The 26,053-nt window shown below is 64.8% G+C and carries 23 protein-coding genes and 1 pseudogene; 19 read left to right on the plus strand and 5 right to left on the minus strand.

Features of this window, described 5'->3' with window-relative positions; all coding sequences use genetic code 11:
- The 4 genes and pseudogenes from AC1DEY_RS20705 to purU all read left to right on the plus strand — a co-directional run.
- Positions 1–259, plus strand: a pseudogene (locus tag AC1DEY_RS20705) (lipoyl synthase); the annotation flags it as partial.
- A 62-nt stretch (positions 260–321) separates the two neighbouring features.
- A complete protein-coding gene (locus AC1DEY_RS20710) occupies positions 322–1,158 on the plus strand; it encodes a methylenetetrahydrofolate reductase (RefSeq protein WP_476869614.1) in 837 nt (278 codons plus the stop codon).
- Positions 1,148–2,614 (plus strand): D-serine/D-alanine/glycine transporter, encoded by a 1,467-nt coding sequence (gene cycA, locus AC1DEY_RS20715; RefSeq protein ID WP_476869615.1) that lies wholly within the window; start codon positions 1,148–1,150, stop codon positions 2,612–2,614. Before AC1DEY_RS20710 ends, cycA begins: the two co-directional genes overlap by 11 nt.
- Positions 2,611–3,543, plus strand: coding sequence for a formyltetrahydrofolate deformylase (gene purU / locus AC1DEY_RS20720; protein ID WP_476869616.1), 933 nt, complete (start codon positions 2,611–2,613; stop codon positions 3,541–3,543). Before cycA ends, purU begins: the two co-directional genes overlap by 4 nt.
- A gap of 254 nt (positions 3,544–3,797) precedes the next feature.
- Here the strand turns inward: purU and AC1DEY_RS20725 are convergent, their stop codons facing one another.
- The 3 genes from AC1DEY_RS20725 to AC1DEY_RS20735 are packed head-to-tail and all read right to left on the minus strand — an operon-like array spanning position 3,798 to position 6,888.
- Positions 3,798–4,979 (minus strand): M20 family metallopeptidase, encoded by a 1,182-nt coding sequence (locus AC1DEY_RS20725; protein ID WP_476869617.1) that lies wholly within the window; start codon positions 4,977–4,979, stop codon positions 3,798–3,800.
- A complete protein-coding gene (locus AC1DEY_RS20730) occupies positions 4,976–6,202 on the minus strand; it encodes an aminotransferase-like domain-containing protein (RefSeq protein ID WP_476869618.1) in 1,227 nt (408 codons plus the stop codon). The genes AC1DEY_RS20725 and AC1DEY_RS20730 overlap by 4 nt, the downstream gene beginning before the upstream one ends.
- Positions 6,199–6,888 (minus strand): TetR/AcrR family transcriptional regulator, encoded by a 690-nt coding sequence (locus tag AC1DEY_RS20735; protein WP_476869619.1) that lies wholly within the window; start codon positions 6,886–6,888, stop codon positions 6,199–6,201. The genes AC1DEY_RS20730 and AC1DEY_RS20735 overlap by 4 nt, the downstream gene beginning before the upstream one ends.
- Positions 6,889–7,021: 133 nt before the next feature.
- Between AC1DEY_RS20735 and AC1DEY_RS20740 the strand changes: the two genes are divergently transcribed.
- The 6 genes from AC1DEY_RS20740 to AC1DEY_RS20765 all read left to right on the plus strand — a co-directional run bounded on the left by AC1DEY_RS20740 (position 7,022) and on the right by AC1DEY_RS20765 (position 14,779).
- On the plus strand, positions 7,022–7,984 hold the full coding sequence (locus tag AC1DEY_RS20740) for an ABC transporter substrate-binding protein (protein ID WP_476869620.1): 963 nt from the start codon (positions 7,022–7,024) through the stop codon (positions 7,982–7,984).
- Between the two features lie 2 nt (positions 7,985–7,986).
- A complete protein-coding gene (locus tag AC1DEY_RS20745; protein WP_476869621.1) occupies positions 7,987–8,925 on the plus strand; it encodes an amino acid ABC transporter permease in 939 nt (312 codons plus the stop codon).
- A complete protein-coding gene (locus AC1DEY_RS20750) occupies positions 8,925–9,683 on the plus strand; it encodes an amino acid ABC transporter ATP-binding protein (RefSeq protein ID WP_476869622.1) in 759 nt (252 codons plus the stop codon). Before AC1DEY_RS20745 ends, AC1DEY_RS20750 begins: the two co-directional genes overlap by 1 nt.
- A 54-nt stretch (positions 9,684–9,737) precedes the next feature.
- Positions 9,738–11,345: a thiamine pyrophosphate-binding protein gene (locus tag AC1DEY_RS20755; protein ID WP_476869623.1), complete on the plus strand. Its 1,608-nt coding sequence runs from the start codon at positions 9,738–9,740 to the stop codon at positions 11,343–11,345.
- Between the two features lie 114 nt (positions 11,346–11,459).
- Positions 11,460–13,145, plus strand: coding sequence for an amidohydrolase (locus AC1DEY_RS20760; RefSeq protein ID WP_476869624.1), 1,686 nt, complete (start codon positions 11,460–11,462; stop codon positions 13,143–13,145).
- Positions 13,142–14,779 carry a zinc-binding metallopeptidase family protein gene (locus AC1DEY_RS20765; RefSeq protein ID WP_476869625.1) on the plus strand — a complete coding sequence of 546 codons (1,638 nt, stop codon included), beginning with the start codon at positions 13,142–13,144 and terminating at the stop codon, positions 14,777–14,779. The genes AC1DEY_RS20760 and AC1DEY_RS20765 overlap by 4 nt, the downstream gene beginning before the upstream one ends.
- 86 nt (positions 14,780–14,865) lie before the next feature.
- On the opposite strand, the gene AC1DEY_RS20770 is transcribed toward AC1DEY_RS20765, so the two are convergent.
- Positions 14,866–15,426, minus strand: a complete 561-nt coding sequence (locus AC1DEY_RS20770; RefSeq protein WP_476869626.1) for a hypothetical protein — start codon at positions 15,424–15,426, stop codon at positions 14,866–14,868.
- Positions 15,427–15,807: 381 nt separating this feature from the next.
- Here AC1DEY_RS20770 and AC1DEY_RS20775 point away from each other — a divergent pair, with 381 nt between their 5' ends.
- Positions 15,808–17,016, plus strand: a complete 1,209-nt coding sequence (locus AC1DEY_RS20775) for an aspartate transaminase (protein WP_476869627.1) — start codon at positions 15,808–15,810, stop codon at positions 17,014–17,016.
- A gap of 25 nt (positions 17,017–17,041) precedes the next feature.
- Complete coding sequence (locus AC1DEY_RS20780) at positions 17,042–17,719, plus strand: 4-carboxy-4-hydroxy-2-oxoadipate aldolase/oxaloacetate decarboxylase (protein WP_476869628.1); 678 nt, start codon at positions 17,042–17,044, stop codon at positions 17,717–17,719.
- Between the two features lie 550 nt (positions 17,720–18,269).
- On the opposite strand, the gene AC1DEY_RS20785 is transcribed toward AC1DEY_RS20780, so the two are convergent.
- Positions 18,270–19,190, minus strand: a complete 921-nt coding sequence (locus tag AC1DEY_RS20785; protein ID WP_476869629.1) for a LysR substrate-binding domain-containing protein — start codon at positions 19,188–19,190, stop codon at positions 18,270–18,272.
- Positions 19,191–19,734: 544 nt separating this feature from the next.
- Here AC1DEY_RS20785 and AC1DEY_RS20790 point away from each other — a divergent pair.
- From AC1DEY_RS20790 to AC1DEY_RS20820, 7 genes are all read left to right on the plus strand, one after another.
- Positions 19,735–20,523: a LamB/YcsF family protein gene (locus AC1DEY_RS20790; RefSeq protein ID WP_476869630.1), complete on the plus strand. Its 789-nt coding sequence runs from the start codon at positions 19,735–19,737 to the stop codon at positions 20,521–20,523.
- Position 20,524: 1 nt separating this feature from the next.
- Positions 20,525–21,250 carry a 5-oxoprolinase subunit B family protein gene (locus AC1DEY_RS20795; RefSeq protein ID WP_476869631.1) on the plus strand — a complete coding sequence of 242 codons (726 nt, stop codon included), beginning with the start codon at positions 20,525–20,527 and terminating at the stop codon, positions 21,248–21,250.
- Complete coding sequence (locus AC1DEY_RS20800) at positions 21,247–22,260, plus strand: 5-oxoprolinase subunit C family protein (protein WP_476869632.1); 1,014 nt, start codon at positions 21,247–21,249, stop codon at positions 22,258–22,260. Before AC1DEY_RS20795 ends, AC1DEY_RS20800 begins: the two co-directional genes overlap by 4 nt.
- A gap of 55 nt (positions 22,261–22,315) precedes the next feature.
- A complete protein-coding gene (locus tag AC1DEY_RS20805) occupies positions 22,316–23,656 on the plus strand; it encodes an MFS transporter (protein ID WP_476869633.1) in 1,341 nt (446 codons plus the stop codon).
- A 59-nt stretch (positions 23,657–23,715) separates the two neighbouring features.
- A complete protein-coding gene (locus AC1DEY_RS20810) occupies positions 23,716–24,465 on the plus strand; it encodes an SDR family oxidoreductase (RefSeq protein ID WP_476869634.1) in 750 nt (249 codons plus the stop codon).
- 82 nt (positions 24,466–24,547) lie between these two features.
- On the plus strand, positions 24,548–25,489 hold the full coding sequence (locus AC1DEY_RS20815; protein ID WP_476869635.1) for a 2-hydroxyacid dehydrogenase: 942 nt from the start codon (positions 24,548–24,550) through the stop codon (positions 25,487–25,489).
- Between the two features lie 84 nt (positions 25,490–25,573).
- On the plus strand, positions 25,574–26,053 hold a 480-nt coding region (locus AC1DEY_RS20820), incomplete at its 3' end, for an SDR family NAD(P)-dependent oxidoreductase (RefSeq protein WP_476869636.1).

The raw sequence follows: 26,053 nt of genomic DNA on the forward strand, positions 1-26,053 counted from the left end.
CCGCCCCTCCGAGCGCCACCTTCCCGTGGACCGCTGGGTCAAGCCGCAGGAATTCGTGGACCTGCAGAACGAGGCGGACGAGATCGGCTTCCTCGGCGTCATGTCCGGGCCGCTGGTGCGCTCCTCCTACCGCGCCGGCCGGCTCTGGGCCACCGCGATGCGCAAGAAGGGCTGGGAAATCCCCGCCGAACTCGCGCACATCGAAAGCTCCGGCAGCACCCGCCAGGAAGCCAGCTCCCTGCTCGCCGCTACGGCCTGACCAGACCAACCCTGATGCCCAAAAACCTGATGCCCAAAAAATCTGATGTTCAGAGAGGACCAATGATGTTCCCCATCAGAATTGAAATCATTCCTTCGGAGGGAATCGTTGAGCGGGTCACGGACCTGGTGCCGTTGACCACCACGCTCACAGTGACGTGCCTGCCCCATCACGGCATCGAGCGGACCATGCGCACTGCCGTACAGCTTGGTGTGCTGGGCTACACCGTCATCCCGCACCTCGCCGCGCGGAGCCTGCGTGACCGGGCCGAGCTGACCGGAATCCTCCGTGACTGCGATGCCGCCGGCATTCGCGAGGTGTTTGTCATCGGCGGGGACCGGAAGCGGCCGGCCGGCCAGTATGAGTCCGCCCTTCCGCTGCTGGAAGACATCGCGCAGTACACCGGCGGGTTGATGCGGGCAGGCATTGCCGGCTACCCGGAGGGCCACCCCTCCGCCGGCCCCGTGGACATGCTGGACGCGCTTCTGGCAAAGCAGCACCTGGCCTCGCACGTTGTGACCCAGATGTGCTTCGCCCCGGAGAAAATCCTTGATTTTGCGGCGCTCCTGCGCCGCGAAGGCGTTGAGCTGCCCGTCTGGGCAGGGGTGGCGGGGTCCGTGCCCCGGACCAAACTGGTCTCCCTGGCGACGCAGATCGGCGTCGGAAGTTCCCTGAAGTTCCTGAGCCGGAAGGGCCCGCTGGCCCGCAAACTCCTGAGCGGTGACCTCTACTCACCACAAAGCCTGGTGTCCGGGCTGGAAAGCCAACCGGGCAACCTCGCGGGCATCCATCTCTACAGCTTCAACAGCCTTGACTCTGTTCCCGGCGGGCCGGGTCAGGCGTCCACCTCAGCAGCACTCCAGACAGCATTGATTCGAGGAGCAGCACGTGACAACTGAAACCGTAACTTCCCACCAGGAACCGCATCTTGAGCGGCAGCTCAGCAACCGGCACATCCAGCTGATCGCCATTGGCGGCGCCATCGGCACCGGCCTCTTCATGGGGTCGGGCAAAACTATCTCAGCGGCCGGACCCTCCGTCATCTTCGTCTACATGATCATCGGCTTCATGCTGTTCTTCGTGATGCGGGCCATGGGCGAGCTCCTGCTGAGCAACCTGAACTACAAATCCTTCAGCGACTTCGCAGCGGACCTCCTCGGGCCCTGGGCCGGTTTCTTCACCGGATGGACGTACTGGTTCTGCTGGGTGATCACGGGAATCGCGGACGTCATCGCCATTGCCGGCTACTCCAAGGAACTCTGGCCGGGGCTGCCGCTGTGGATCCCGGGGCTGGCCACTGTGGCCATCCTCCTGCTCCTGAACCTCACCACGGTGAAGGCGTTCGGCGAGACCGAATTCTGGTTCGCGCTGATCAAGATCATCGCTATCGTGGCGCTGATCGTGGTGGGCCTGTTCATGATCTTCAGCGGTTTCCAGTCCGACGCCGGCCCTGCCACCTTCTCGAATTTGTGGAGCCACGGCGGATTCTTCCCGAACGAGTTCATGGGGTTTGTGGCCGGCTTCCAGATCGCCGTGTTCGCCTTTGTGGGCATTGAGCTGGTGGGCACCACCGCCGCGGAGGCCAAGGACCCGGAGAAGAACCTGCCCAAGGCCATCAACTCGATTCCCATCCGCGTGCTGCTCTTCTACGTGGGCGCCCTGATCATCCTGATGTCCGTCACCCCTTGGACCCAGTTCCAGGCCGGCCACAGCCCCTTCATCGCCATGTTTTCCCTGGCAGGGCTCGGAGCTGCGGCAACGATCGTGAACCTGGTGGTSCTSACCTCGGCCATGTCCTCGGCCAACTCCGGCATCTACTCCACATCMCGCATGGTGTACGGGCTGGCACAGGAGGGCGACGCTCCGTCCGCCTTCGGCGCCTTGTCACGCCGCAAGGTTCCCCAGAACGCCCTGTTCCTGTCCTGCGTCCTCCTGCTCTCCGGCGTGGTGCTGATGTACGCCGGCCAGGACATCGGCAAGGCCTTCGACATGGTGACCACTGTGTCCGCCGTCTGCTTCGTGTTCGTTTGGTCCATCATCCTGGCCAGCTACGTTGCCTTTCGCAGGCGCCGGCCGTACCTGCATGATGCGTCCAAGTACCGGATGCCGGGCGGCATCCCCATGGTCTCTGTGGTCTTCGCGTTCTTCGCCTTCGTTCTCTGGGCCCTGACCACGCAGCCGGACACGCTCCTGGCGCTCCTTGTCACGCCGGTCTGGTTCATCCTGCTCGGAGCCGCGTGGTTCGTGCTGCGCCGGCGCCCCGCGCACCTGGCCCGCTATGCGCGGTTCCAGGCCGAGCTCGCGCAGGAAGAGGCATCAGCTGTTGCGCGAGAGTTTGAGAAGGTGAAGAAATGACCGCACAGACCCCCGGCCTGGCACCTGTGGAACCCGGTGCCACCGTGGAGCACGTCCTGACCGTCGACTGTGTGGAGTCGCCGGGCATCGTCCATTCGGTCTCGGGATTCCTGCTCAACCACGGCTGCGACATCCTGGACATCAAGCAGTACGGGAACAAGGGGCAACGGCACTTCTTTATGCGCGTCCACTTTTCCTCGGGTTCCTCCGCCGACTCATCCCCAGACTCCTCCTCAGAGCAGGAGTCCTTCAGTACCGAGGACCTGCGCCGCGACTTCACACCTGTGGCCGAGAAGTGGCAGATGAATTGGCAGCTGGAACCGCATGGCCGCAAACGCCGGGTCCTGGTGATGGTGTCCAAAATGGGCCACTGCCTCAACGACCTGCTCTTCCGGGCACGCACCGGCGACATCCCGGTGGAGATCGTGGCCGTGGTGTCCAACCACCGCGACCAGGAGGGCCTGGTCCAGTGGCACGGCATCCCGTTCTTCCACGTGCCGGTCACCAAAGACACCAAGCCCGAGGCAGAGGCCCGGCTCCTAGAGCTGGTGGACGCCCTCGACGTGGAACTCGTGGTCCTGGCCCGCTACATGCAGGTTCTGAGCGATGAGCTCTCGGCCCAGCTGGCGGGACGGACCATCAACATCCACCACTCGTTCCTGCCCAGCTTCAAAGGCGCGAAGCCGTACCACCAGGCCTACGATCGCGGCGTCAAGACCGTGGGCGCCACGGCCCACTACGTCAACGCCGAACTCGACGAGGGCCCGATCATTGCCCAGCAAGTCATCGAGGTGGACCACACGTACACCGCCGATGACCTGGTGGCCGTGGGCCGGGACGCCGAATGCGCGGCCCTCCGCAACGCCGTGCGCTGGCATTGCGAGGGCCGGATCCTGCTGCTGGGCAACCGCACCGTCATCTTGCGGTAGGCCATGAAACGGACAAAGCAATCGCTCCGGCGGTTGCGCTTGGAAACCTGGGCTGTCGTTCTCACGGCCGGTGCCCTGTTGGCAGTCATCCTCTCGCAGGCACTGTCCTATGGAAACTGACTAAACACCAGCGGACGACGGCGGGAGGTCACGCCGTCGTCCGCTTGGCCCGGCCAGCCACTGATCATGCCGCTTCGGCAGCCCCCTCTGCCGGGAATCAGGCCGCCGGCGCAAGGTCGAGGCCAGGCAGCGGCCTAGTCAGCCGGCCGGTTCTCTGCAGCGGGAAAGGACAAGAGCCTGGCACGCTGCTCGGGGTCAGTGGCCAGGTCGATGGCGGTCCACACCATTCCCAGGGCGCCGTCCCAGATTGCTTTGTCGCCCGCCGGAGAGATCGAGTTCTCCGCGAATTCTGGACTGTGGATCGGCGGGCATCCCGGGCCCAGCCCGAGCAGCGGGTGGATGGTCGGATAGTGGTGCGAGACGTTCGCCATATCCGTGGAACCGCCGAGTCGTCCGATCGGCGACATGGCGCGTCCCAGAGACCGGGCGTTTTCGAGGAAGTACGCGTCCATTGCCGCATCGCTTCGCATCTCCGCATAGACTCCGCCCTGCTGGGCCAGTTCGACTGTGGCGCCGGTGGCCAGGGCCCCGGCCTCCATGCAGCGCCGTAGCACGTCTGTCAGCCGTTCCAGGGAGTCGACGTCCATGGCCCGCACCATCCACTGCCCGGACGCGCTTTCCGGAATGACGTTTGGTGCTGTCCCTGCATGGTCCACGTAACCGTGGATCTGCTGGCCGGGTTCAAATTGTTGGCGGGCCAGCCCGATGGCGGTCATGGCAACAGTCAGGGCGTCCAAGGCATTGATGCCCTCTTGCGGTTGTGCCGAGGCATGCGCGCTGCGTCCGGTAAACCGAACGTCATAGCCGGAGCATGCAAACGGCCGAATGGAGACTTCGTCGACATCGCCGGGGTGGATCATCATCGCCGCGTGGGTGCCGTCGAAGTCTCCCTGTTCCAGCATGGTGATCTTGCACCCCCCGCTCTCTTCTGCCGGGGTTCCGAGTAGCCGGACACTGATGTCCAGTGCATCGGCCAGCGGTGCCAGGGCGGTGAATGCGCCGAGGGCGCTGGCGGCGATGATGTTATGGCCGCACGCATGTCCCACCCCTGGAAGGGCGTCATATTCCGCGCAGATAGTGATGGTCAGCGGCCCGCTGCCGACGTCGGCCCGCACTGCCGTGGGGAGCTCGCCGAGTCCGTGAATCACCTCCGCGCCCGACACCTTCTGGAGTTCCTCCACCAGCCAGGCTGAGGCCTTCTCCTCGTTGAAACCGGTCTCGGGGTTGTCGTGCAGTTTGCGGCTGAGTGTCTGAAGCCGGGGGTAGCACTTGTCCAGTTCAGTTTCGGCCAGGGCCTTGAGTTCCTGAGTGGTCATGCGGTTCCTTCCGTGGTTGGGAGGGCTTTGATAGCTTCGCCGAGACGCCTGACGCCCTCGCGGAGGGTATCCGTGGATTCAAACGAAAACGCGATTCGAAACTGGTTCCGTCCTGCACCGTTGTTGAAGAAGGCGGAGCCGGGAACGAACACCACGCCCCGTTCGATTGCAGCCGGCAGCAGTTCCTCGGTGCTGCATCCATCCGGGAGCGTCACCCAGGTGAAGAATCCCCCCGAAGGATTCGTCCAGCTTGTCCCCGCCGGCATGTACTCATCGAGCGCCTCCAGGGTTGCTGCGCAGCGGGCCGAGTACAGCGCGCGGAGCTTGGTCAGGTGCTCTTCCCACGGAAACGTCGTGAAGTACCGTTCCGCGAGCATCTGGCTCAATACGGATGGGCAGATGCTTGTGGCTTCGGCTGCGAGCTGCAGTCTTCGCCGTACATCCGCCGGTGCGATGATCCATCCGATACGGATACCCGGCGAAAAGATCTTCGACATCGAGCCCAGGTGGAAGACGTTTTCCGGGTCAAGCGAATGCAGCGATGGCAGCGTCCTGCCATCGAAACCAAGGAGGCCATAGGGGTTGTCCTCAATGATCGCTATGTCTGCCGCGCGGCAGATCTCCACGATTTCCTGGCGCCGGTCCAGGGCCAGCGTTACGCCTGCCGGGTTGTTGAAGTTCGGAATGGTGTACAGGAATTTGATGCGCTTTCCGGATTTCTGCAGTTGTTGGATCCGTCGCCGGAGCTCGGCGGGCAGCAGTCCGTCGTGGTCCATGGAAACGTGGGCGATCTCCACCTGCAGCCCTTCGAAGGTGCCGATGGCGCCTACGTACGTCGGGCCCTCTGCGATGATGACGTCACCGGGATCGCAGAACATCTTCGTGACAAGTTCCAGGCCCATTTGCGATCCGGTGGTGATCTGTACGTTCTCTGGTGCTGCCTGGGTGCCTTCGAGCCCTGCAACCCTGCAAACAAGTTCGTGCAGGCCGCTGGTTCCGGCGCCGGACCCGTACTGAAGGGCGTCCAGGCCATTGTCCGAGATGATGCTGCCAGCCATGGCGGCAATGTCATCAAGCGCCAGCCCGGCGAGGTCGGGGTTGCCGCCGGCGAGAGAGATCATCCCGGGTTGCATTGAGATTTCAAAAACGTCGCGGACCGGTGATGGGTGGTACCCCGCTGCCCGGGCGGCGAAGCGTGCGCCGTGCAATTCTGTGGTGGTCATAGTGGGACTCCGTGCGTTTGCTGTTGTGCGGAAATGGGGTCCGGCGCGAAGCGTCCGATCTCCAGGCCCAGTTCATGGGCCGCGAACCTGTGCAGGATCCTGACCATGCGGTCGGGGCTGCTGCCTTGCACGCCGATCAGTGTCTGGATCGCCAGTCCGTCTGCCAGTGCGACCAATGCAGATGCCAGCTCGTCGACGTCCAGGTCAGGCTCGATTGCCTTCTCAAGGACGGCCGCGTCCAGGGCTTCAACGAAGATGGTCTTCCAGCCGAGCACGGCGTCGGCGACGGAATCCCGGATACCGGCGTCCTTGTGGGCCGCCGCGTATACCTCGATCCAGAAACCCCAGGCCTCCTCGAATGGCGTCTTCCCCTGGACGGTAAAGGTCAGGAGGTCCCGGATCAGGGACACTGCGTCATTGCTGTCCTGGACGATCCGTTGCCATTCGGCCACTGTCGCTGCGATCCGGAATTCCACTGTCGCGTGAATCAACTTCTCGCGTGTCCGGAAGTAGTGCTGGATCATGCCGGCGCTGAACCCGCACGAGTCGGAGAGTGCGGCAAAGGAGAAGCCCTCAACGCCGGACCGGGCAATAAGAATGGAAGCGTGCCTCAGGATATGTGAGCAACGTTCCAGGATCGCATCTTCCGTAACAGCGCGCGTTCGCGTCGTTCGAGTGCCTCCCATGGGTGCCTCCTTCAATATGKGGTCGGTTATCGTCTGGTTGCGCCCGGAATAATTACGGCGAACCCATTGACAGTGTCTCAGATCACTCTAATAATAAGTTGTACTTATTATTAAATCAAGACTTGGAGTCATCATGAACGCAGGCATCATCTTCAAGAGAGGCTGCACCCTCGCTGTGGCCGGCATGCTGGTTATGCCCGCCGCAGCCTGTACCAACACGGAGGCCCCAGGCGGCACGGCCGCCCCGGCAGCGAAAGCCAACGTGGCCGGCATCGGAGCCGGGGGCAAAGAAGCAGCGAACAGCGTCCAGACCGACCCCGCTGTGGCTGCTCTGCTGCCGGCTGACGTCAGAAGCAACGGAACCTTGCGGCTGGTCACGGACCCCACGTACGCACCCATGGATTACACGGATGAACAAGGCAACATCGTCGGGCTGGAACCGGACATGGCGGTGGCGGTCGCCAAGAAGATGGGCTTGAAAGCCGAAATCAGCAAGGGCGATTTCAATGGCATCCTCGCGGGTATTCAGTCCAAGCGCTACGACGCTTCATGGGCCGCGTTTTCCATCACGCCTGATCGGATGGCCAAGGTCAACATGGTCAGCTACCTCAACGGCGGCACGTCCGTCATGGTCCGCAAGGGCGAAACAGGAATCGTGAATGCGACGGACTTGTGCGGCATGACCGTTACTGCCCAGACCGGCACCACGCAGGCTTTGACCGTCCTGCCGTCCTTCCAGGCCGCATGCCAGGCAGCTGGAAAACCGGAGATCAAGCCACTACTGCTCCCGCAGCAGGACAGCGCCAATCAGGCGGTGGCGTCCAACCGCGCACAGGCGATGCTGGCCGATGCCGCGTTGGTGGCCTACTACGCCCAGGAGCAGCCTGATGCCTTCCAGCACGTGCAGTCCATCCTGGTCGACCCCTCCCTGGCCGGAGCCGTCATGGCGAAGGAGAGCACCGAACTTGCCGCTGCATTCAAGGCTGCGGTCAACTCACTCATGAAGGACGGCACCTACGCCACGATTCTGAACGCCTGGGGCCTCAAGGGCTCGGCCATCCCTGCCTCAGAAATCAACCCGGCTCCGAAGGCATGACCATGTCACGTCCGTCTCAACATGTCGATGCAAGGCGGGCCGGGCCTCTGGATAACTCCGGACCGGTAGTCGCCGGCCCGGACTTCCTTGACCTTGCCAGCCGGCCGGTTCTCCGGCGCAAGCGCCCGGGCCAGATGGTGGCAGTTGTTCTGGTGGCGCTCGTGGTGATGCTCTCAGGCATCACAGTCGCAACCAATCCGGGCTTCGGCTGGCCGATTGTGGCACGGTACCTGTTTGATCTGCGGATTCTCGGCGGCCTGCTGACCACCCTGCAGCTGACCGCGATCGCCATGGTCATCGGCTTCAGTGTGGGGCTGGTCATTGCCATCATGCGGATGAGCGACAATTGGCTGATCAAGGGTGTGGCGGGTGCCTACATCTGGTTCTTCCGTGGCACCCCGTTGCTGGTTCAGCTCCTGTTCTGGGGCTTCGCAGCGGTCCTGTTTCCAAAAATCGGGTTGGGTGTTCCGTTTGGGCCTCAATTTATTGAGCTGAACACCAACGATGTCATATCTCTCTTTACGGCCGCCATCCTTGGCCTCGGCCTGAACGAGGGCGCCTATATGGCAGAGATCGTGCGTGCCGGGCTGCTCAGTGTCCCGGCGGGACAGTCCGAGGCCTCGCGGTCCATGGGATTCAGTTCACTGGAGACGCTCCGCCACGTTGTGATCCCCCAGGCCATGAAGGTCATCATCCCCCCAGTGGGCAATGAAGTGATTTCCATGCTCAAGACGACGTCGGTGGTCATCGTCATCGGCGTCGGCGACCTCCTGTACAACACCCAGCAGATCTACTCACAGAACCTGCAGCAGATCCCGCTGCTCATCGTCGCAAGCATCTGGTACATCCTGCTCACGAGCATCCTGACCTATTTCCAGTCCAGGCTCGAAAAGCGATACTCCAGAGGCAACGCCCAGATTTTCGGAAAGGCACAGCGCTGATGTCTGAAGTCAAATTCCTCAATGTCCACAAAAGCTTCGGGCATGTGGAAGTCCTCAAGGGGATCAACCTCCATGTGGCACCACGCGAAGTGGTATGTCTGATCGGCCCGTCCGGCTCCGGAAAGTCCACACTCCTGCGGTGCGTTAACCATCTGGAAGTGGCTAACTCCGGTGCGATCCTGGTCGGCGGCCGGATGATCGGCTACGACGTAGCAGGCGACAGGCTGCGGGAATCGGCGGAAAGGGAAATCAATCTCCGCCGCGCAAAAATCGGCATGGTCTTCCAATCCTTCAACCTGTTCGGGCACATGACAGCACTGGAAAACGTCATGTTCGGACCGCAGAAGCTGCTGAAAATGTCCAAGCAAGCCGCCGAGGACCACGCCGTCGCACTATTGACCAAGGTGGGGCTCGCTGACCGGATGAACAACTACCCGGCCCAGCTCTCAGGCGGCCAGCAGCAGCGTGTGGCCATAGCCAGGGCACTGTCCCTCAAGCCGGACGTCATGCTCTTTGATGAGCCGACGTCGGCCCTGGACCCAGAGTTGGTGGGCGAGGTTCTGGACGTCATGAAGTCTCTGGCAGCCGATGGCATGACCATGATCGTGGTCACCCACGAGATGGGTTTCGCCCGGGAAGTTGCCGACCGTGTGGTCTTCATGGACAACGGCCAGATTGTTGAAGAGGGTGATCCGGACGAGCTGATCCGCAACCCCCAGCACGAGCGGACCAAGGCCTTCCTGTCCAAAGTCCTTTGACCGGCATGGCCGGTCAGAAGATCTCCCTGAACACACCCTGATGGAGGACCAAGAATGAACACCCAAATACCCCATGTCAATGTGGGCCTGGCAGTCATGACTACGCTCCGGAACTACGGAATTGACACAATCTTCGGCATTCCGGGAACCCACAACCTGGAGTTCTACCGGCACCTGGCCCCCCTGAACATCCACCCCGTCACCACCAGACACGAACAGGGCGCGGGTTACGGAGCGGACGGCTGGTCCCAGCGGACCGGCCAGCCCGGAGTTGTCATCACCACCTCCGGACCAGGCTTGCTGAACGCTTTGTCCGCGGCAGGCACAGCCTACTGTGAATCACGGCCAATGCTGATCCTGTCGCCTGGCGCTCCGCGGGGCATGGAATTCAGCGATGTCGGCGCCCTGCACGAAACGAAGGACGCTACTGGCGCCGCGGGCTCCATAGTGCACTGGAGCCGGCGGGTAACCTCCGGTCAGGAGGCCGTGGCAGCGGTTCACGACGCCTTCGAGCTCTTCCGTCACGGACGGCCCCGTCCAGTGCACATCGAGGTGCCGCTGGACGTCCTGGAATCCGCGTTCGAGCCAGATGCCGGCGCCCTCGCCGCGCGTCCCAGGCGCAAAGGCACAGCTGCGGATTCCGGCGCAGTGCGGCGCGCCGCTGCATTGCTTGCCGCTGCTCGGAATCCGGTGATCCTCGCCGGCGGCGGTTCGCTCAACGCCTGCGCCGAACTGCTGGTGTTGGCCGAAAAGCTGCAGGCCGCCGTCGTCACCACCATTAACGGCAAAGGCGCCATACCGGAAACCCATCCCTTGTCACTGGGCTGCGAGATCCGCCTGCCGGCGGCTCAGGACCTCTGCAACAGCGCAGATGTTCTACTCATCGTCGGCTCAAAGGTGGGCGAATCCGAGCTTTGGGGCGGCCGGATTGACGCCGCCGGCCGATCCATCAGAGTGGACATCCTGGAGAGCCAGCTGTCGGTGAACGTCGGGGCCGATATCGGGCTGGCCGGTGACGCCTCAGTGGTGATCCGGCAACTGCTTGACGAGCTGGACACCGCGACGCGGCCGGAGCCGCGCGAGCTCTCAGGGCTGCGCGGGCAGCTGCGCGCCGACGCCCGGGCACTGGCACCGGACCTCGCCGAGATCAGCGAAATCGTTGCCTCCGTGGTGCCGCCGGGAACCATCATCGCCGGAGACTCCTCACAAATCACATACCTTGGAACAACCTCCTTCATCCCGTCACAGGAACCACACCAGCTGCTTTACACACCTGCCTACGCAACGCTCGGGTACGGGCTTCCTGCGGCTATCGGCGCCAAGATCGCGGACCCCGGCCGTACAGTCCTGTGCCTGCTCGGGGATGGCGCGCTGATGTTCTCTGTCCAGGAGCTGATTACCGCCGTGGAGCAGGGCATCACGCTCACCGTGATCTGCGTGGACAACGGTGGCTACGGTGAAATCCGGCAGAATATGGCGGATCGGTCCCTGAGCCCGGTGGGCGTGGACCTTGTTCAGCCTGACTGGGCGACGCTTGCGAATGCCTTTGGAGCCAGAGGGGTCACCGTCGATTCCGTGCTGGAGCTCCCGCTTGCCTTGAAGGAAGCACTGGAAAGCAGTGGCACCACACTCCTGCATCTGCGCATCGGCGCCGGGGCCTGACGCAGAATACCGCCGGTATCGACACCTGTTACGAGGTAGGCAATCCAACGGCGAATCGTGCGCACGGCCGCATCAACATCAATGCACGACTTTTGAATCGAAAGGCAACTCTTCATGAGCACACTCCCTGTCACCGAGACGAGCACGCTGGAGCGGGAGCTGATCCTTCTCAGCGGAGGTGTGGTGCATTCTCTCGCCCCGGACAATCCAACGGCGGATTCACTGCTCCTAACCGGCAACAGGATCGCGGCCGTCGGCACCCGCATGGATTGCCTGGCTGCGGCCGAAGCATTGTCCTCCCGTTCCGGATTCCGCGAGATCGACCTGAACGGCGGGGTGGTTCTGCCGGGCTTCGTTGACGCTCACGCTCATCCACTGATGTACGGCCAGCTGCTGTCCTGGGTCGACTGCAGTCCAACGGCGACGACGGACATCCCCGGCATGATCGGCCTGCTCCGGCAGGCCGCGGAGAACATCCCCGGCACCGGACCGATCCGAGGCTTCGGCTATGAGCACCGGAACCTGGCCGAACGGCGCCACCCCACGCGGCAAGAACTGGACCAGGTATCCATCGACCGCGAGGTCTATGTCATGAATGCCAGTGGCCACGGAGGGGTCGTCAACACCTTCACGCTGGAAAAATACGGCATCGACGACGACACGCCAGACCCCCAGGGCGGCACGTTCTTCCGGGACTCAGAGGGCCAGCTGACCGGCGAACTTAGCGACGCTGCCTGCAACATCCTCACAGGACCGGAAGGAGTTAAAGTCGGTCACCACGGACCCAACTTCCACCTCAACGATCCGGCCGAACAGCACCGCAACCAACTGCTGGCCGCCCAGCACGAATTTCTCCGAAACGGCGTCACCAGCATCGGTGACGCGCAGGTTTCAAAGCGCGAGCTGACGGCGTACCTGGACCTTCTCCGGGACGGGCTGCTGACCGCCCGGATCAATGCCTACTTCCTGTCGCACCTGCTCGACGAAGTCCTCGAACTCGGTCTGGTGGACAAGTTCGGCAACGCCCGGCTTTCGTTGTCGGGGATCAAACTCTATGCCGACGGAACGCTAGGGGGCTGGACCGCATATTTCCCGGAAGGGTACGCCAACGACCCTTGCCGGACAGGATCCCTCTACCACCCGCCCGAGGAGTACCGGGCTCTGATCCTCAAGGCACATGCCGCCGGCCTGCAGACCGCAACCCACGCACAGTCCCCGACCGCCATCCAGATGGTGCTCGACGCCATAGCAGCCGCCGTCGAGGCCTCGCCGCGTCCGGATCACAGGCACCGGATAGAACACTGTGGGCTTCCCACCGGCGAGCAGATCGCCCGCATGGCAGAACTGGGCGTCATGCCCGTAAATCAGACCCAGCACTACTACAACTGGGGGCCGGGGGTTGTTGATGCGATCGGAACGCCCGGCGAACGATTCAACCCGCTGGGAGAATTCGTTTCCAGCGGAGTCCCGGTGACCATTAGCTCCGACGCTCCGGTGGCACCGCCGCAGCCGTTGGAAGCTGTCCAGGCCGCAGTGACCAGGGTGACCCGCTCAGGCGTCCGGCTTGGCCCCGAATCGTTGACTATCACCCGGCTCGAGGCCCTTCGGGCGCACACCATCAACGGTGCCATCGCGGTGGGGCGCGAGCATGAACTGGGCACGCTCGAACCGGGGAAACTCGCTGACTTCGTCATCTTGGACAACGACCCCCTGGCCGTCGACGAAGCGTCAATCAGCAGCATCCAGGTGTCCGAGACGTGGATCGACGGTTTGCAAGTCTTTGTGGCCGGTGCCAAATGATGGACGGCAAGAACCAGTCGCCAAAAAGCCGCGCACCCAAACGCGCCCCCAAAAGCACTGCACAGCGCTGGATCGAGGAGCACAAAGAGCAGCTGTCCAGCTGGCACACCAACATCTGGGAACTCGCCGAACCGGCCTGGCGCGAGTATGAATCCTGCGCCTGGTACGTGAAAACCTTGCGCGAACACGGCTTCACAGTGGAAGAAGGCAGCGCCGGCATGCCCACGGCTTTCGCCGCCGAATGGACCAGCCCCGCCGGCCCCGGCGCCCGGATCCTGGGCTACGCCGAATACGACGCCATCCCCGGGAACTGCCAGGCCGCCTCCACCAAGCGCGAGCCCCGCCCCGGGATGTCCAGGTTCGCGCCGGGCCACACGGACCCCCACTCCGCCTTGGGTATCTCCACGCTCGCCGGGTTCCTCGCGGCGAAGGACGCCATGGAACGGCACAGCATCCCGGGCACCCTGGTGTACACGGGCGAGCCGGCCGAGAAGGTCCAGGGTTCCAAGGTCGTCCACGGCCTGCGCGGCTACTACGACAACCTCGACGCCATCATTTCCTACCACCCGTTTTACATGATGCCGCTGTGCAACACCGCGCGCTGGGACACCCACTGCGGCTCGTACTACAGCAAGATCTACACCTTCACCTGCGACAACCCGGAAGGCTGGAACAACACTTACGGTGACAGCCCCATCCCGTCCTCGCACTCCGCCGCGCGGGCTCCCGGCGCCGACGCGGCACTGTTCACGATGTTTTCGCTGACCAAAACCACGCAGGATTCCATGCTGCCGCAGGCGGGCGAATGGTCGCTGTCCGAGGCGATCCTCACCGCTGGCCAGGCGACGGCGGACAACCAGCCGGCCGGGCTGGCCCAGATCCAGTATTCTTGGCGCTGCCCGAGCCTGGGAGAAGCAGATTCGGTGCTCGCCGTGCTTGACCGCAACGCCGAACTGGCCGCGGCTGCCTCGCACTGCACCGTCAGTTCCCGCTGGGTGGCGCGCAACCGGCCCGGCATCGCCAACCACACGGTGGCGCAGCTGGCGTGGGAGAACATCGCCGCCGTCGGGGCACCGGTTCTGGACGAGCGGGCCCGGGAGATCGGGCGCGAAATCCAGGCCTCGTGTGGGGTGGAGCCTATGGAGAACCCGTTCCACCCGGCCACGGCGGAACTTATCAGCCCGCAAGACGCCGAGAGGGAGCTGCGGAGGCACATTCCGGAAACCCAGCAGAACTGGACCAGCGACGACTACGTCGAGATGACCTGGTACGCCCCCACCATCCGCTTCTACACCGCCCGGCCCACGCTGGCTGCCGACGGGAAGGGCACGTCATACCCAGGCTGGGCCATGACGGCAATGGGCGGCATCCCGGAAACGATCGACCCCACCATCACCGCCACCGGCAAGATGATCGCCGGCATGGTGCTGGATCTTGTGACCCAGCCTGATCTCCTGGCTGTGGCAAAAGCCGAGTTCGAGGCCGAAAAGGTCCGCCGCGGTTCCGTGGCCCCGCTCCTGCCCGCCGGATTCACTGCGCCCACCGACTTCCGCTGGCCCACGTACATCGGCGAGGGCAAGACCCGGGACTGGTGGATCCCCGTGTCCGAGGAAGTCTGGAACACGGCGCTGTAAGGCACGCGCTAACTCCAGCGGGCGACGGCGGGAGATTCCGCCGTCGCCCGCTGGCGTGCCGTCGGACGCTGTTCAGAAGCCGCAGCCTAACCAACCGACGTCGGCTGCAGGCCCCACGTCATCTTCCGGATGGCCTCGCACTGGAGACCGCTCAGCGCCGCGAGCTCGTAGTCGTCCATGACGCCCAGCCGGCGGGCCGCAGCCAGGAGTTTCATGCGCCGTCGCTCGAGAGCGGCCTTTGACTCCGCGAGCTCGGCCAGCTCCGCCTTCAGCTCGCCGATGACCGCCAGGTGCTGCTCCGCCGGCAGCCCGGACGGGAACAAATCCTCGGAGGACAGCCCGATGGTCCGGACCGCCCAGCGGGACAGGTCCGCGGCGCCGGCGACGAGGGTGGCCTTCATGCCGTCGCAGAGCGCCTGGGCCACCTGCTGGTTCAGCCGGACGGACAAGGCACGGACGCTGCTCGCGTTGAAGGAAATCCGCTGCCGCTCTTCCCGGAGCTTCCTCCGGATCTTTTCCGCCTGGACGGCAGCCGGGTCCGGCCTTTGCCGTCCCCGGTACCGGTAGCCGCCGACGTCTGCCGTCCGGGGGCGCGCGTCCGACGTCGAAGGGGCCTCCCGCAGTTCCGGACGGTGCAGAACGGCCAAGGGCACTCCTTTTTTCGGGTTCGGGCTCGGATTCAGGTCCGGGTCGGTTGGTGCCGCGGGGCCAACCGAACGGCCGCGCAGACGCGGCGGGCTTACGTAGAACGCTAGAGAGAATGGAGCGGCCGCGGAAATACCAATAGTGCGTGGAGCCATAACCGGAACGTGTGGCCCATGGGCAGCTCAACGCGGCAACGGGCGGCCACCGGCCCTGAGACCCGGATCAGCGGCGGGAGAAAGGCCAGAAAGCCCGCACCACCCCGCCCCTCAGCCATAAGAGACGCTTATCCGTCCACGCACTTTAGGTCTTATCCATACCCGCCAGAATTCCCTAGGGTCGAAGGAAATGAGTACCGCTCCCTGCTGAATCCCTAGGACGAGACCATGTCTGAATTTGAACCTGCAACGCGGGTGTCCCGCATCAAGTCCTCCGCCAGCGTGGCCGCCGCGGCCCGTGTGCGTGAGCTGAAGGCAGAAGGGCGCCGGATCCTGGACCTGACGGTCGGCGAGCCGGACTTCGACACCCCGGACCACATCAAGGCCGCAGCCGTTGAGGCAATCAGCCGCGGCGAGACCAAGTACACCTCCGTCACCGGAACCCCCGCCCTGCAGCAGGCCATCCTGCAGACCCTCGAGCTGCGCACCGGCCTGCACTACACCCCGGCCGAGATCACCATTGGCGGCGGGGCCAAGCAGGTAATCTTCACGGCGTTCATGGCCTCCCTGGACGCCGGCGACGAAGTGGTGGTCCCCGCCCCCTACTGGGTTTCGTACCCGGACATGGTGCTCGCGAACGAGGGCACCCCCGTGGTGGTCCCCTGCGGCGAGGACACGGGATTCAAACTCACCCCGGAGGCCCTGGCAGGAGCCCTCAACGCCCGGACCAAATGGGTCATCCTCAACTCGCCGTCCAACCCCACGGGCGCCGTCTACTCCCGGGCCGAACTGCGCGCGCTCGCGGACGTCCTGGCCGGATTCCCGCACGTCCACGTCCTCACGGACGAGATCTACGACCAGATCTACTTCGGCGACGGCCGGCTCTCGAGCCTGGCCCAAGTGGCGCCCGAACTGAAGGACCGCATCCTGGCCGTCAACGGCGTGTCCAAGGCCTACGCCATGACCGGCTGGCGGCTGGGCTACGCGGCCGGGCCCGCCCCTCTGATCGCCGCGATCAACAAACTCCAGTCGCAGATCTCCTCCTGCCCCTCCTCGGTCAGCCAGGCCGCCGGCGCCGCCGCCCTCACCGGCGACCAGGGCTTCGTGCGGGACAGCGTCGAGATCTACCGCGCCCGGCGCGACACCGCGGTCGCGGCCCTGAACGCCGTGGACGGCCTGTCATGCACGACGCCGGACGGCGCCTTCTACGCCTACGTCAACTGCGCGGGCGTGATCGGGAAGAGCACACCCGAGGGGCAGGTCATCGGCAACGACGAGGACTTCACCCTCTACCTCCTCGAGGCAGCCTCCGTGGCGGTCATCCAGGGGTCGGCCTACGGGCTGGGCCCGTACTTCCGCATCTCCTATGCCACCAGCCTCGACATCATCGAAGAATCCATCGCCGCAATCGACAAGGCCGTCCAGGCCCTCAACTGACCCGCACCCACCGAAGGAAAACGCCGTGATCCACGTAAAAACCACCATCGACCGCCCCGACTCCGACGCCGTCAGCCGCCTGGCGAAGTTCTCCTCAGCCACCATCCACGAGGCCCAGGGCCGCAAGGGAGCCCTCAGCTCCCGGATCAAACCGATCGACCGGGCCATGTCCTTCTGCGGCCCCGCCGTCACCGTCCGCTGCGCCCCCAGGGACAACCTCATGCTGCAGGTGGCCATCCACTACGCGCAGGAGGGCGACGTCATCCTGGCAGCGGCAGGGGAGTTCGAGGAAGCCGGAACCTTCGGCGACGTCCTCGGCAACGCGATGAAGGCCAAGGGCCTGGCCGCCCTGGTGACCGACTCCGGCGTCCGCGACACCCAGGACCTCATCGAACTGGGACTGCCCGTTTTCTCCGGCAGCGTCTCCATCAAGGGCACCGTGAAAGAAACCATCGGCCCGATCAACCACCCCGTGGTCTTCGGCGACGAAATCATCTACCCCGGCGACGTCCTCCGCGGCGACGCGGACGGCGTTGTGGTGGTCAGGAAAGACGAGATCGAGGAAGTCATCCGCCTCTCACAGGAACGTGACGACGCCGAGCGCGAACTGATCAGCCTCTACAAGGCCGGCGGAACCACCATCGACCTGTGCAAGCTCACCGACGTCCTGAAGGCCAAGGGCCTGCTGGTCGAGCAGGCTTAGTCCGAGCCGGCCGGGCAGCGCCTGCAGCCGCCGCCGCCGACAGCGCCGCCGCACGGGAGTTCCCGTGCGGCGGCTTTGGCATGCGCGGAGAGTCACGCACGGAGGGCATGCGAAAAGGGAGGGCTCAATGCCCGTTCAGGACATCGAACCCTCCCTTTGGCAACAGCCTGGCCAGGCCCGCCAGGGTTCTACCGGGCGGGAAGCTGATGGGTAGGGGGACCGACGACGGCGTCCTCCAGGTACCAGACGGTCGAGCTTCCGCCGGTGGCGGGCATGATGCTGCCTTCGAAAATAAAGACGGGTTCCACGGGGCGATCCGCCGGACGCCAAAAACCGTTGGCCGGGCAGTGGCAGCCGGTTTTCGCCATCAGTCCCAGACTTCCGTCGGAAATTCTTCGCAAAGTGCTGATCTTTTTCACCGAATGCTCCCAATTAGGTCTTCATGAAAGTAGCTGCCGCAATTTCCCGGCTTGTCTCTAATTTTAGAATCCCGTTCGCCTAATTACTAAGACGAATGATGAGTGACCTAATAAGCGGATGATATGAAAGGCTACCGCGCGTATTTGTCGCTGAGCATTTCCTGGAGCATTTCCTTCAGCACCAGCAGGACCGCGGACGCCGCCTCGGAGAGCGGGTCATGGTCCGGGGTGCACAGGGCGATCTTGCACTGCAGTGCGGGATCCACGATCCGCAGGACATGGAAGTCTTCCTCATGGAACAGGGCATCCGCGGCGGACTTGGGCATGATCGTGGCGCCCAGATCGGCCCGCAGGAGCCGGGCCAGGGACGGCACCGACTCCACCTCGCCGACCAGCTGGAGGGCGAGACCCTTGCTGTCAAAGCCGGACTCGACAACCTGGCGCAGCGTGTGGATTTTCTCGGGCAGGAAAAGACCGAACCGGGCGACTTCCTCCAGCGTGATTTCACCATTGCCGGGCGCCACATCGAACCTGCCGGCATTGACCACAAAGTGCAGGTCCTCGACGATCATCGTGGTGAACTGGACACCACGGATCGGTCCCGGCTCGTAAATAAGGGCCATGTCCAGCCGGCCGTTCTTGATCGCTTCGCTGAGCACGCCGCCGTAGATTTCCGTGACGTGCAGGACGATGTCCGGGTACCGGCGGCCCACTTCACCGATGATCCTCGGCGTCAAACTCGACGCCATGCTGTACGGCGCAATGGCAATGGAGACGCGCCCGGAGGGGGCCGCCCCGGACTTGGCGACGTCCTGCCGGGCCTGCTCTACCAGCCGCAGGATGGACTGCGCGTGCCGGTACAGGGTGTGCCCGGCGGCCGTGGGCTTGACGCCCTGCTTGCTGCGGATCAGCAGGCGCTGCTTGAGATCGGTTTCCAGCGCCGAAACCTGCTGGCTCAGGGCCGGCTGGGCCACGTGCAGCGCCGCCGCGGCCTTGGTGATGCTGCCCGAATCCACGATCTGGACGAAGTACGCAAGCTTCCGCGTGTCCATAGCCGCCTTCTCTCTTCGCGGCGTCCCGGACCCGGAAAGGTCATGGGCGGATGCAGTGGAGGGATACGCAATGGGTCTTTGTGTGATCCACATCGCTGACACTAGGTTGAACCCGGAACGCTATTTCACTAATCGTACATTCTATCCCCCCGGAACCATGCAATTTCGTGATGACGCAAGACGAATTTCGCATGGGTGGGGTGTTTACAGGAATGGATGCGTTCTTTTATATTTTCGAAATATGCGGTCCATAGCTTGAATGCAATCGCAATCCCGCGGCGGCAAGCCGGAATCTGATGTGAGACGAGGTGGCACATGAAGCGAGACCCAGGGACCGTCATAACCGGTGCCTATCCCGTGACATGGATTACGTCTTTGTGTGAGCCAAGTCGCGATGCCAGACTTTTTGACAGCAGCCCGACATCCCGGGCCGCCGGACCTCAGGCCTCACACCGGGCCGCTAACCGGCACCCACTTCACTACCGGAAGCTGAGCGTTGCCCCTCGCGGCGCAACGTTCCAGCCAACACCCCAGGAGGGCTCACATGGGACCCACAGTTGATCTCGTTGCAGATCTCGGCGAAGGCTTTGGCGCCTACTCGATGGGCGACGACGCGGCCCTGCTCGAAGTGGTCTCCAGTGCCAACATCGCCTGCGGATTCCATGCCGGAGACCCGGACATCATGAACGCCACCGTCGCCGAATGCGTGCGGCGCGGCGTCAGCATCGGGGCGCACCCGAGCTTCCCCGACCTCCGGGGCTTCGGCCGGCGCGCCATGGACCTCACCGCGGATGAAGTCCGCAACGACGTCCTCTACCAGTTCGGCGCACTGAGCGCCTTCGCCGCCTACCACGGCACCGGCGTCGCGCACATCGCACCCCACGGACGCCTCGGCAACCTCGTCGCCACCCGGGCCGACTACGCCGAGGCCGTGGCCGACGCCGCCTCCCGGATCAACCCGGACCTGATCGTCCTGGCCCAGGACGGTGCGCTGGCTGACGCCGCCGCCGGTCGGCAGCTCCCGGTCGCCATTGTGGGCATCGCGGACCGCGCCTACGAGGCAGACGGCACCCTGGTGCCACGCAGCCGCCCCGGCGCCGTCATCCATGACCCCTCGGCGATCGTGGACCGCACCATCCGCATGGTGTGCGAAGGGCTCATCGAAACCGTCGCCGGAACAGACCTGCCGATCACCGCCGACACCATCCTGCTGCACGGGGACACCCCCGGCGCCGTGCACCTGGCCCGTCAGGTTCGCGCCGAACTTGAAAAAGCCGGCGTGAGAATCGCCCCGCTCGCCCAGGTGCTGGCCGCAAAAGTGAAGGCTGCCTGAGATGACCGCCACGTCAACGCCAACACCGGTGGAGGTCTTCGAATCCGGGGACTCCGCCCTGCGCGTCGTCGCTTCTTCCCCGGACCAGGAAGCCAACTGGACCACGGTGCATGCCCTCGCCGCCTGGCTTGAGGCCGCAGGCGCCGACGGCGTCCACGGAGCCGTCCCGACGTACGACTCCCTGCTGGTGGAATTCGATCCCGGCGTCACCTCCGCACGGCAGGTCCGCGCCTTTGTCCTCCTGGGCATGCGCCAGCTCGACTTCATTGGCGCGCCGGCCCGGGCTCCTCGCGAGTTCAACGTCCCCGTCGTTTACGGCGGGGAGTATGGCCCGGACCTGGAACGCGTCGCCGAGCATGAACAGCTCTCCGTCCAGGACATCATCGCGCTGCACACGGCCAAGTCCTACGTCATCCGCTGCCTCGGCGCCCCCGCCGGATCACCCATGATGGACGGCCCCGAATTTCCGCTCCCGGTCCCGCGGCTGAAGGACCCCCGCCTGTCCGTTCCCGCCGGTGCCGTCGCCGTCGCGGGCCGGCAGGCCGTCATTGCCCCCGCTGCGGCACCGGGCGGATGGTGCGTCATCGGCCAGACTCCGCTGGCAGTCCTTGACGCCACGAGCGAACCGCTCGTTCCCTACGTCCCCGGCGACCTGCTGAGGTTCCACCAGATCCAGCCCGAAGAGTTCGCGGACTACGCCGGCCGGAAACTGGAGGCGGCACGATGAGCGGCTCCCTGATCATCCAGCAGCCCGGCCACTCCGTGGTCACCGACCTTGGGCGCTTCCGGGGACCCCGGTTCGGACTGCCCGTAAACGGTGCCCTGGACCAGTTCTCCGCCCGCGCGGCGAACATCCTCACCGCCAACGAGGACAACGCCCCGCTGCTGGAGATCACCGCACTGGATTTCCGCATGCGGGCCACCACGGACATCCTGATCGCCGTCACCGGTGCGCCCCTGCGGCTCACCGTGGGCGGGCGCGAATGCCCGCAGTGGGAACCGGTCTCCGTCCGCGCCGGCGAAACGGTGGCGCTGCGCCAAATCACCGGCGGTCTCAGGTCCTACCTGGCCATCCATGGCTCGGTGGAGGCGCCCGTCCTGCTTGGCAGCTGCGCCCCGGACACCGTGGTCGGATTCGGCCTGCGGCTGACGGAAGGCACCGAACTCAAGACCTCGCGAAGCGTGGCGCCGATCCGGCAACCGTACTTCGACCTGCCGCTGTTCCGGCTGGGACTGACCCGGCCGCAATTCAGCAGCCACGCGGTAGTGGAGGTCACGGACGGGCCCGACGTCGACGAATTCGGCGACACCGCCGACCTTCTCTTCACCACCGAATACACCGTCAGCGCCCGCAGCAACCACATCGGCCTGCGCCTGGGCGGAGCCCTCCCCGAACGCCAGTCGAGCGCGGAAGTGCTCTCGCGCGGCGTCCCCGTGGGGGCGATCGAGGTGCCGTCCCGGGAGGAACTCCTGGTGCTGCACCGCGGCCGCGGAGTCACCGCCGGCTACCCCGTCCTGGCAGTGGTCACCACCCGCTCGCTGGATGTGCTGGCTCAGGCCCGGCCTGGCCACACCATAACCTTCCGCAAGACCACCGTCCCCGACGCCACGGCGAAACACCGGGCGGCCTTGCGGGAACTGGAGAACCTCCGTTCGACAGTCAGTACCGTCTTTTCCCTCCTCGGCATCGGCAGCCAGCCCGGCTGGCCACAGCTCGCGCCAGCCTCCGGAAGCTAACAACCCTCGCATCAGTTCCAAAGCCTTGTTACCATCCCCCTTAGTAAGGAAAGCCATGTCAATTTCTACGCACGCGGCCCAGCCGCACAAAGAGCGGCTCAGCAGTAAGCAGACCCGCAAAGTTGTTTTGGCCGGCTGCGTCGGCATTTTCGTGGAACTCTATGACAACGGCATCTTCGCTTTCATGGCCGGAACCCTTGCCCTGGTGTTCCTGGCGCCCGGGAACCCGGACAACGCCCTGCTGTTCGTCTTCGCAGGCTACGCCGTGTCCTTCTTCGTGCGCCCCCTCGGCGCCGTGGTCTGCGGCTACCTGGGGGACCGCATCGGCCGGCAAAAGCTGCTTGTCTTCGTCATCCTGCTGATCAGCGTGGCGACGGCGGGCATCGGCCTGCTGCCGAGCTACGCCGCCATCGGCATCGCGGCACCGGTGCTCCTGGTGTTGCTGCGTATGCTGCAGGGCTTCTCCGTTGGCGGCGAGGCCGCCGGCGCCATGACCTTCCTGGCCGAGCACGCCCCCGAAGGCAAGCGCGGCATCATCACCTCCTACGCCCAGATCGCCTCCTTCGCCGCTCTCCTCACCGGTACGCTCGTGGCCTTCTCCATGTCCCCGTGGCTCACCCAGGCAGCGATCGACGGCGGCGGCTTCGGTGCCTTCGCCTGGCGCATCCCGTTCCTGGTCGCCATCCCCATGGGCATCATCGGCTGGTACATCCGCAAGGCCATCAGCGACACCCCCAACTTTGAGAAGCTGAAGGAAGAGGGCGGCCTGTCCAAGAACCCGCTCAAGGAAGCCTTCAAGTCCGCCGAACACCGCCGCGCCATGCTCCTGGCCCTGTTCATCCCGCTCATGAACGGCTCCGGCTACTACGTCCTGTTCTCCTACATGCCCACGTTCCTGAAGGGCAAGCAGATCAACTTCACCATCGGTGAGGCCCTGATCGTCACCGCCTGCAGCCTGGTGGCCATCTGTATCGCCATCCCGTTCATGGGTGCCCTGTCCGACCGTGTTGGCCGCAAGAAGGTCATCGCCGGCTCCGCAATCGCCATGGCGATCGTCGGCATCCCCGCCTACGCCCTGATCGTCACCGGCAACATGGGCCTGGCCATCCTCGGCGCCTGCATCATGGCCGTCGTCTTCGCGGGCCACACCGCGGTGATCCACATCCTGATCGTGGAACTGTTCCCCACCCGCGTCCGCTACTCCGCCTACGGACTGGGCTACAACGTCTCCTCGGCACTCTTCGGCGGCACGGCGCCGCTGCTGATGACCTGGCTCATCTCGTCCACCGGCAACATCTACATGCCGGCCTTCTACGCCGTCATCACCGCGCTGGGCACCCTCGTTGCCGTCAGCGCGGTCAAGGACCGGGCGCACCTGCCGCTCCGCGACGCCTAACTACCCACCCCCGAGCTGCTGCACTGAAACAACTGCAGGCTCACCACCAGGAGACTTACATGCCTTTTTCTGACTACTCAACTGCCCTCGTCACCGGTGCATCCACCGGAATGGGCGCCGCGATCGCCGAACGCCTGGCCAAGCGGGGGCTCACGGTCCACGCCGTGGCCCGCAACGAGGAACGCCTGAAAGAACTGGCCGACAAGACCGGGGCCATCCCGCACGTGGTGGACCTGACCGACACCGCGGCGCTGGCCGCCGCCGTCGGCGATCTTGAGGTCGATGTCCTGGTGAACTGCGCCGGGGTGTCACGGCCGGGGAACATCCTGGATTCCAGCGAGAGCGACATTGACGAACTCGTGGACGTCAACCTGCGCGGCCTGCTCCAGCTGACCCGGCTCGTACTGCCGGGCATGGTGGAGCGGGACCGCGGCCACGTGCTCAACATCAGTTCCATCGCCGGGGTCTACAACTTCTACGGCCACACCGTCTATCACGCCACCAAGGCGGCCGTGCACCAGGTCTCCCGGCAGCTGCGCAACGACACCGTGGGCAAGCGCATCCGGGTCACGGAGATCTGCCCCGGTCGCGTCGAAACGGAAATCTTCGGCCGCAACATGGGCGGCACACCCGAGGCCATGGAGGAGGCGTGGAAGACGTACTACGAGGGCTACGAGTCGCTGACCACGGACGACATCGTCAACGCCCTGGACTACGCAATCGAGACGCCCCGGCACGTGAACGTGGGCATGCTCGAACTCATGCCCACGTTCCAGGTCCCCGGCGGACTCACCTTCGACAGGCGCTAGCCCTCAACAGGCGCTAGCCCTTCAACCGGCGCTGGCCGCGCAGCGCCCGCCCACTTCACCGTTCAGATCGATAGGTTCTCCGATGCAAACAGTCCGCACCGTCAGCTTCCCCGACTCCCAACTCCTCGCCGATCTCTCGCCCCTGCCCGAAGGGCTGAGAGGGGTGGTGTGGGACCTGAAATCGGAGCCCGACGGCGGGACGCTCAGCGAGATCGACGGCGTCATCCTCCCGTACATCGATGCTTCCGCCGTGCTGGGTTCCCTGGCACAGGTCGAGGGGCTGAAGTATGTGCAGACCCAGTCCACCGGCTACGACGGGGTCATCGAGGCCGCCGGGCCGGCCGCGGGGGTGGCCAGCGCCTCCGGTGTCCACGCCGCCGCCACCGCGGAACTGGCCGTAGGGCTGATCCTGGCGAAGCTGCGCGGAATCGACCAGGCCGTCCGCGACCAGCAGTACGGCCTCTGGCGCCCCGAGCGGCGCCAGTCCCTGGCCGACCGGCGCGTGCTGCTGGTGGGTGTCGGCGGGATCGGGCACGAAATCGCCCGCCGCCTGGAGCCCTTCGAGGTCACCATCACGCGGGTGGGGAGTTCGGCCCGCACGGACGAAAACGGTGATGTGCACGCGTCCGCGGAACTGCCCGCGCTCGCCGCCACCCACGACATCCTCGTTTCCGTGCTGCCCCTGAACGAGCAGACCCACCAGCTGATCGGCGAAGAGGTCCTCGCTGCCTTGCCGGACGGCGCCCTGGTGGTCAACGTGGGCCGCGGCTCCGTGGTGGACACAGCCGCCCTGACCAAGGAGGTCCTGTCCGGTCGCCTGCAGTGCGCGCTCGACGTCGTGGATCCGGAGCCGCTGCCGCAGGACCACCCGCTGTGGTCCACGCCCAACGCCCTGATCACCCCGCACATCGGCGGCAACGCCTCGGCCTTCCAGCCGAGGATCCTGAAGCTTCTCCGGAAGCAGCTCGAAGCCCTGGCTGCCGGGCAGGCCCCGGCCAACCTGGTGCAGAGCGGCCCCTTCTAGGCAACGCCTTCGAGGGAGCCACGACAAAACAACGACCCATTCCGCGCGATACCGCGCGGACCGCGGCAAAGGAGCTGCTCACTAATGACTTCACTTTTTGATCTGACGGGGCGGGTGGCCCTGGTGACCGGTTCGAGCCGGGGGATCGGTAACGCGCTGGCGCGGGCGCTGGCGGATGCCGGGGCCACGGTGGTGCTTAACGGCATCAACGGTGAGCGGCTCAAGGCCGCGGAAGCGGCGATGGCCGCGGACTACCCGCCGGGGCGGGTGCACGGCTGCGCGTTCGATGTCACCAGCGATACCGAGGCGGCCCGGGGCATCGCCTGGGTGGAGGAGCATGTGGGGGCGTTGGAGATCCTGGTGAACAACGCCGGCATCCAGCACCGGGTCCCGATGCTGGAGCTGGATGTGGCGGACTGGGAGCGGGTGATCTCCACGGATCTGACCAGCGCGTTCCTGGTCGGGCGGGAGGCGGCCCGGCACATGATCCCGCGCGGGCGGGGCAAGATCATCAACATCTGCTCGGTCCAGACCGACCTGGCCCGGCCCACGATCGCCCCGTAT

This window comes from Arthrobacter sp. 05T47 (assembly GCF_056395825.1).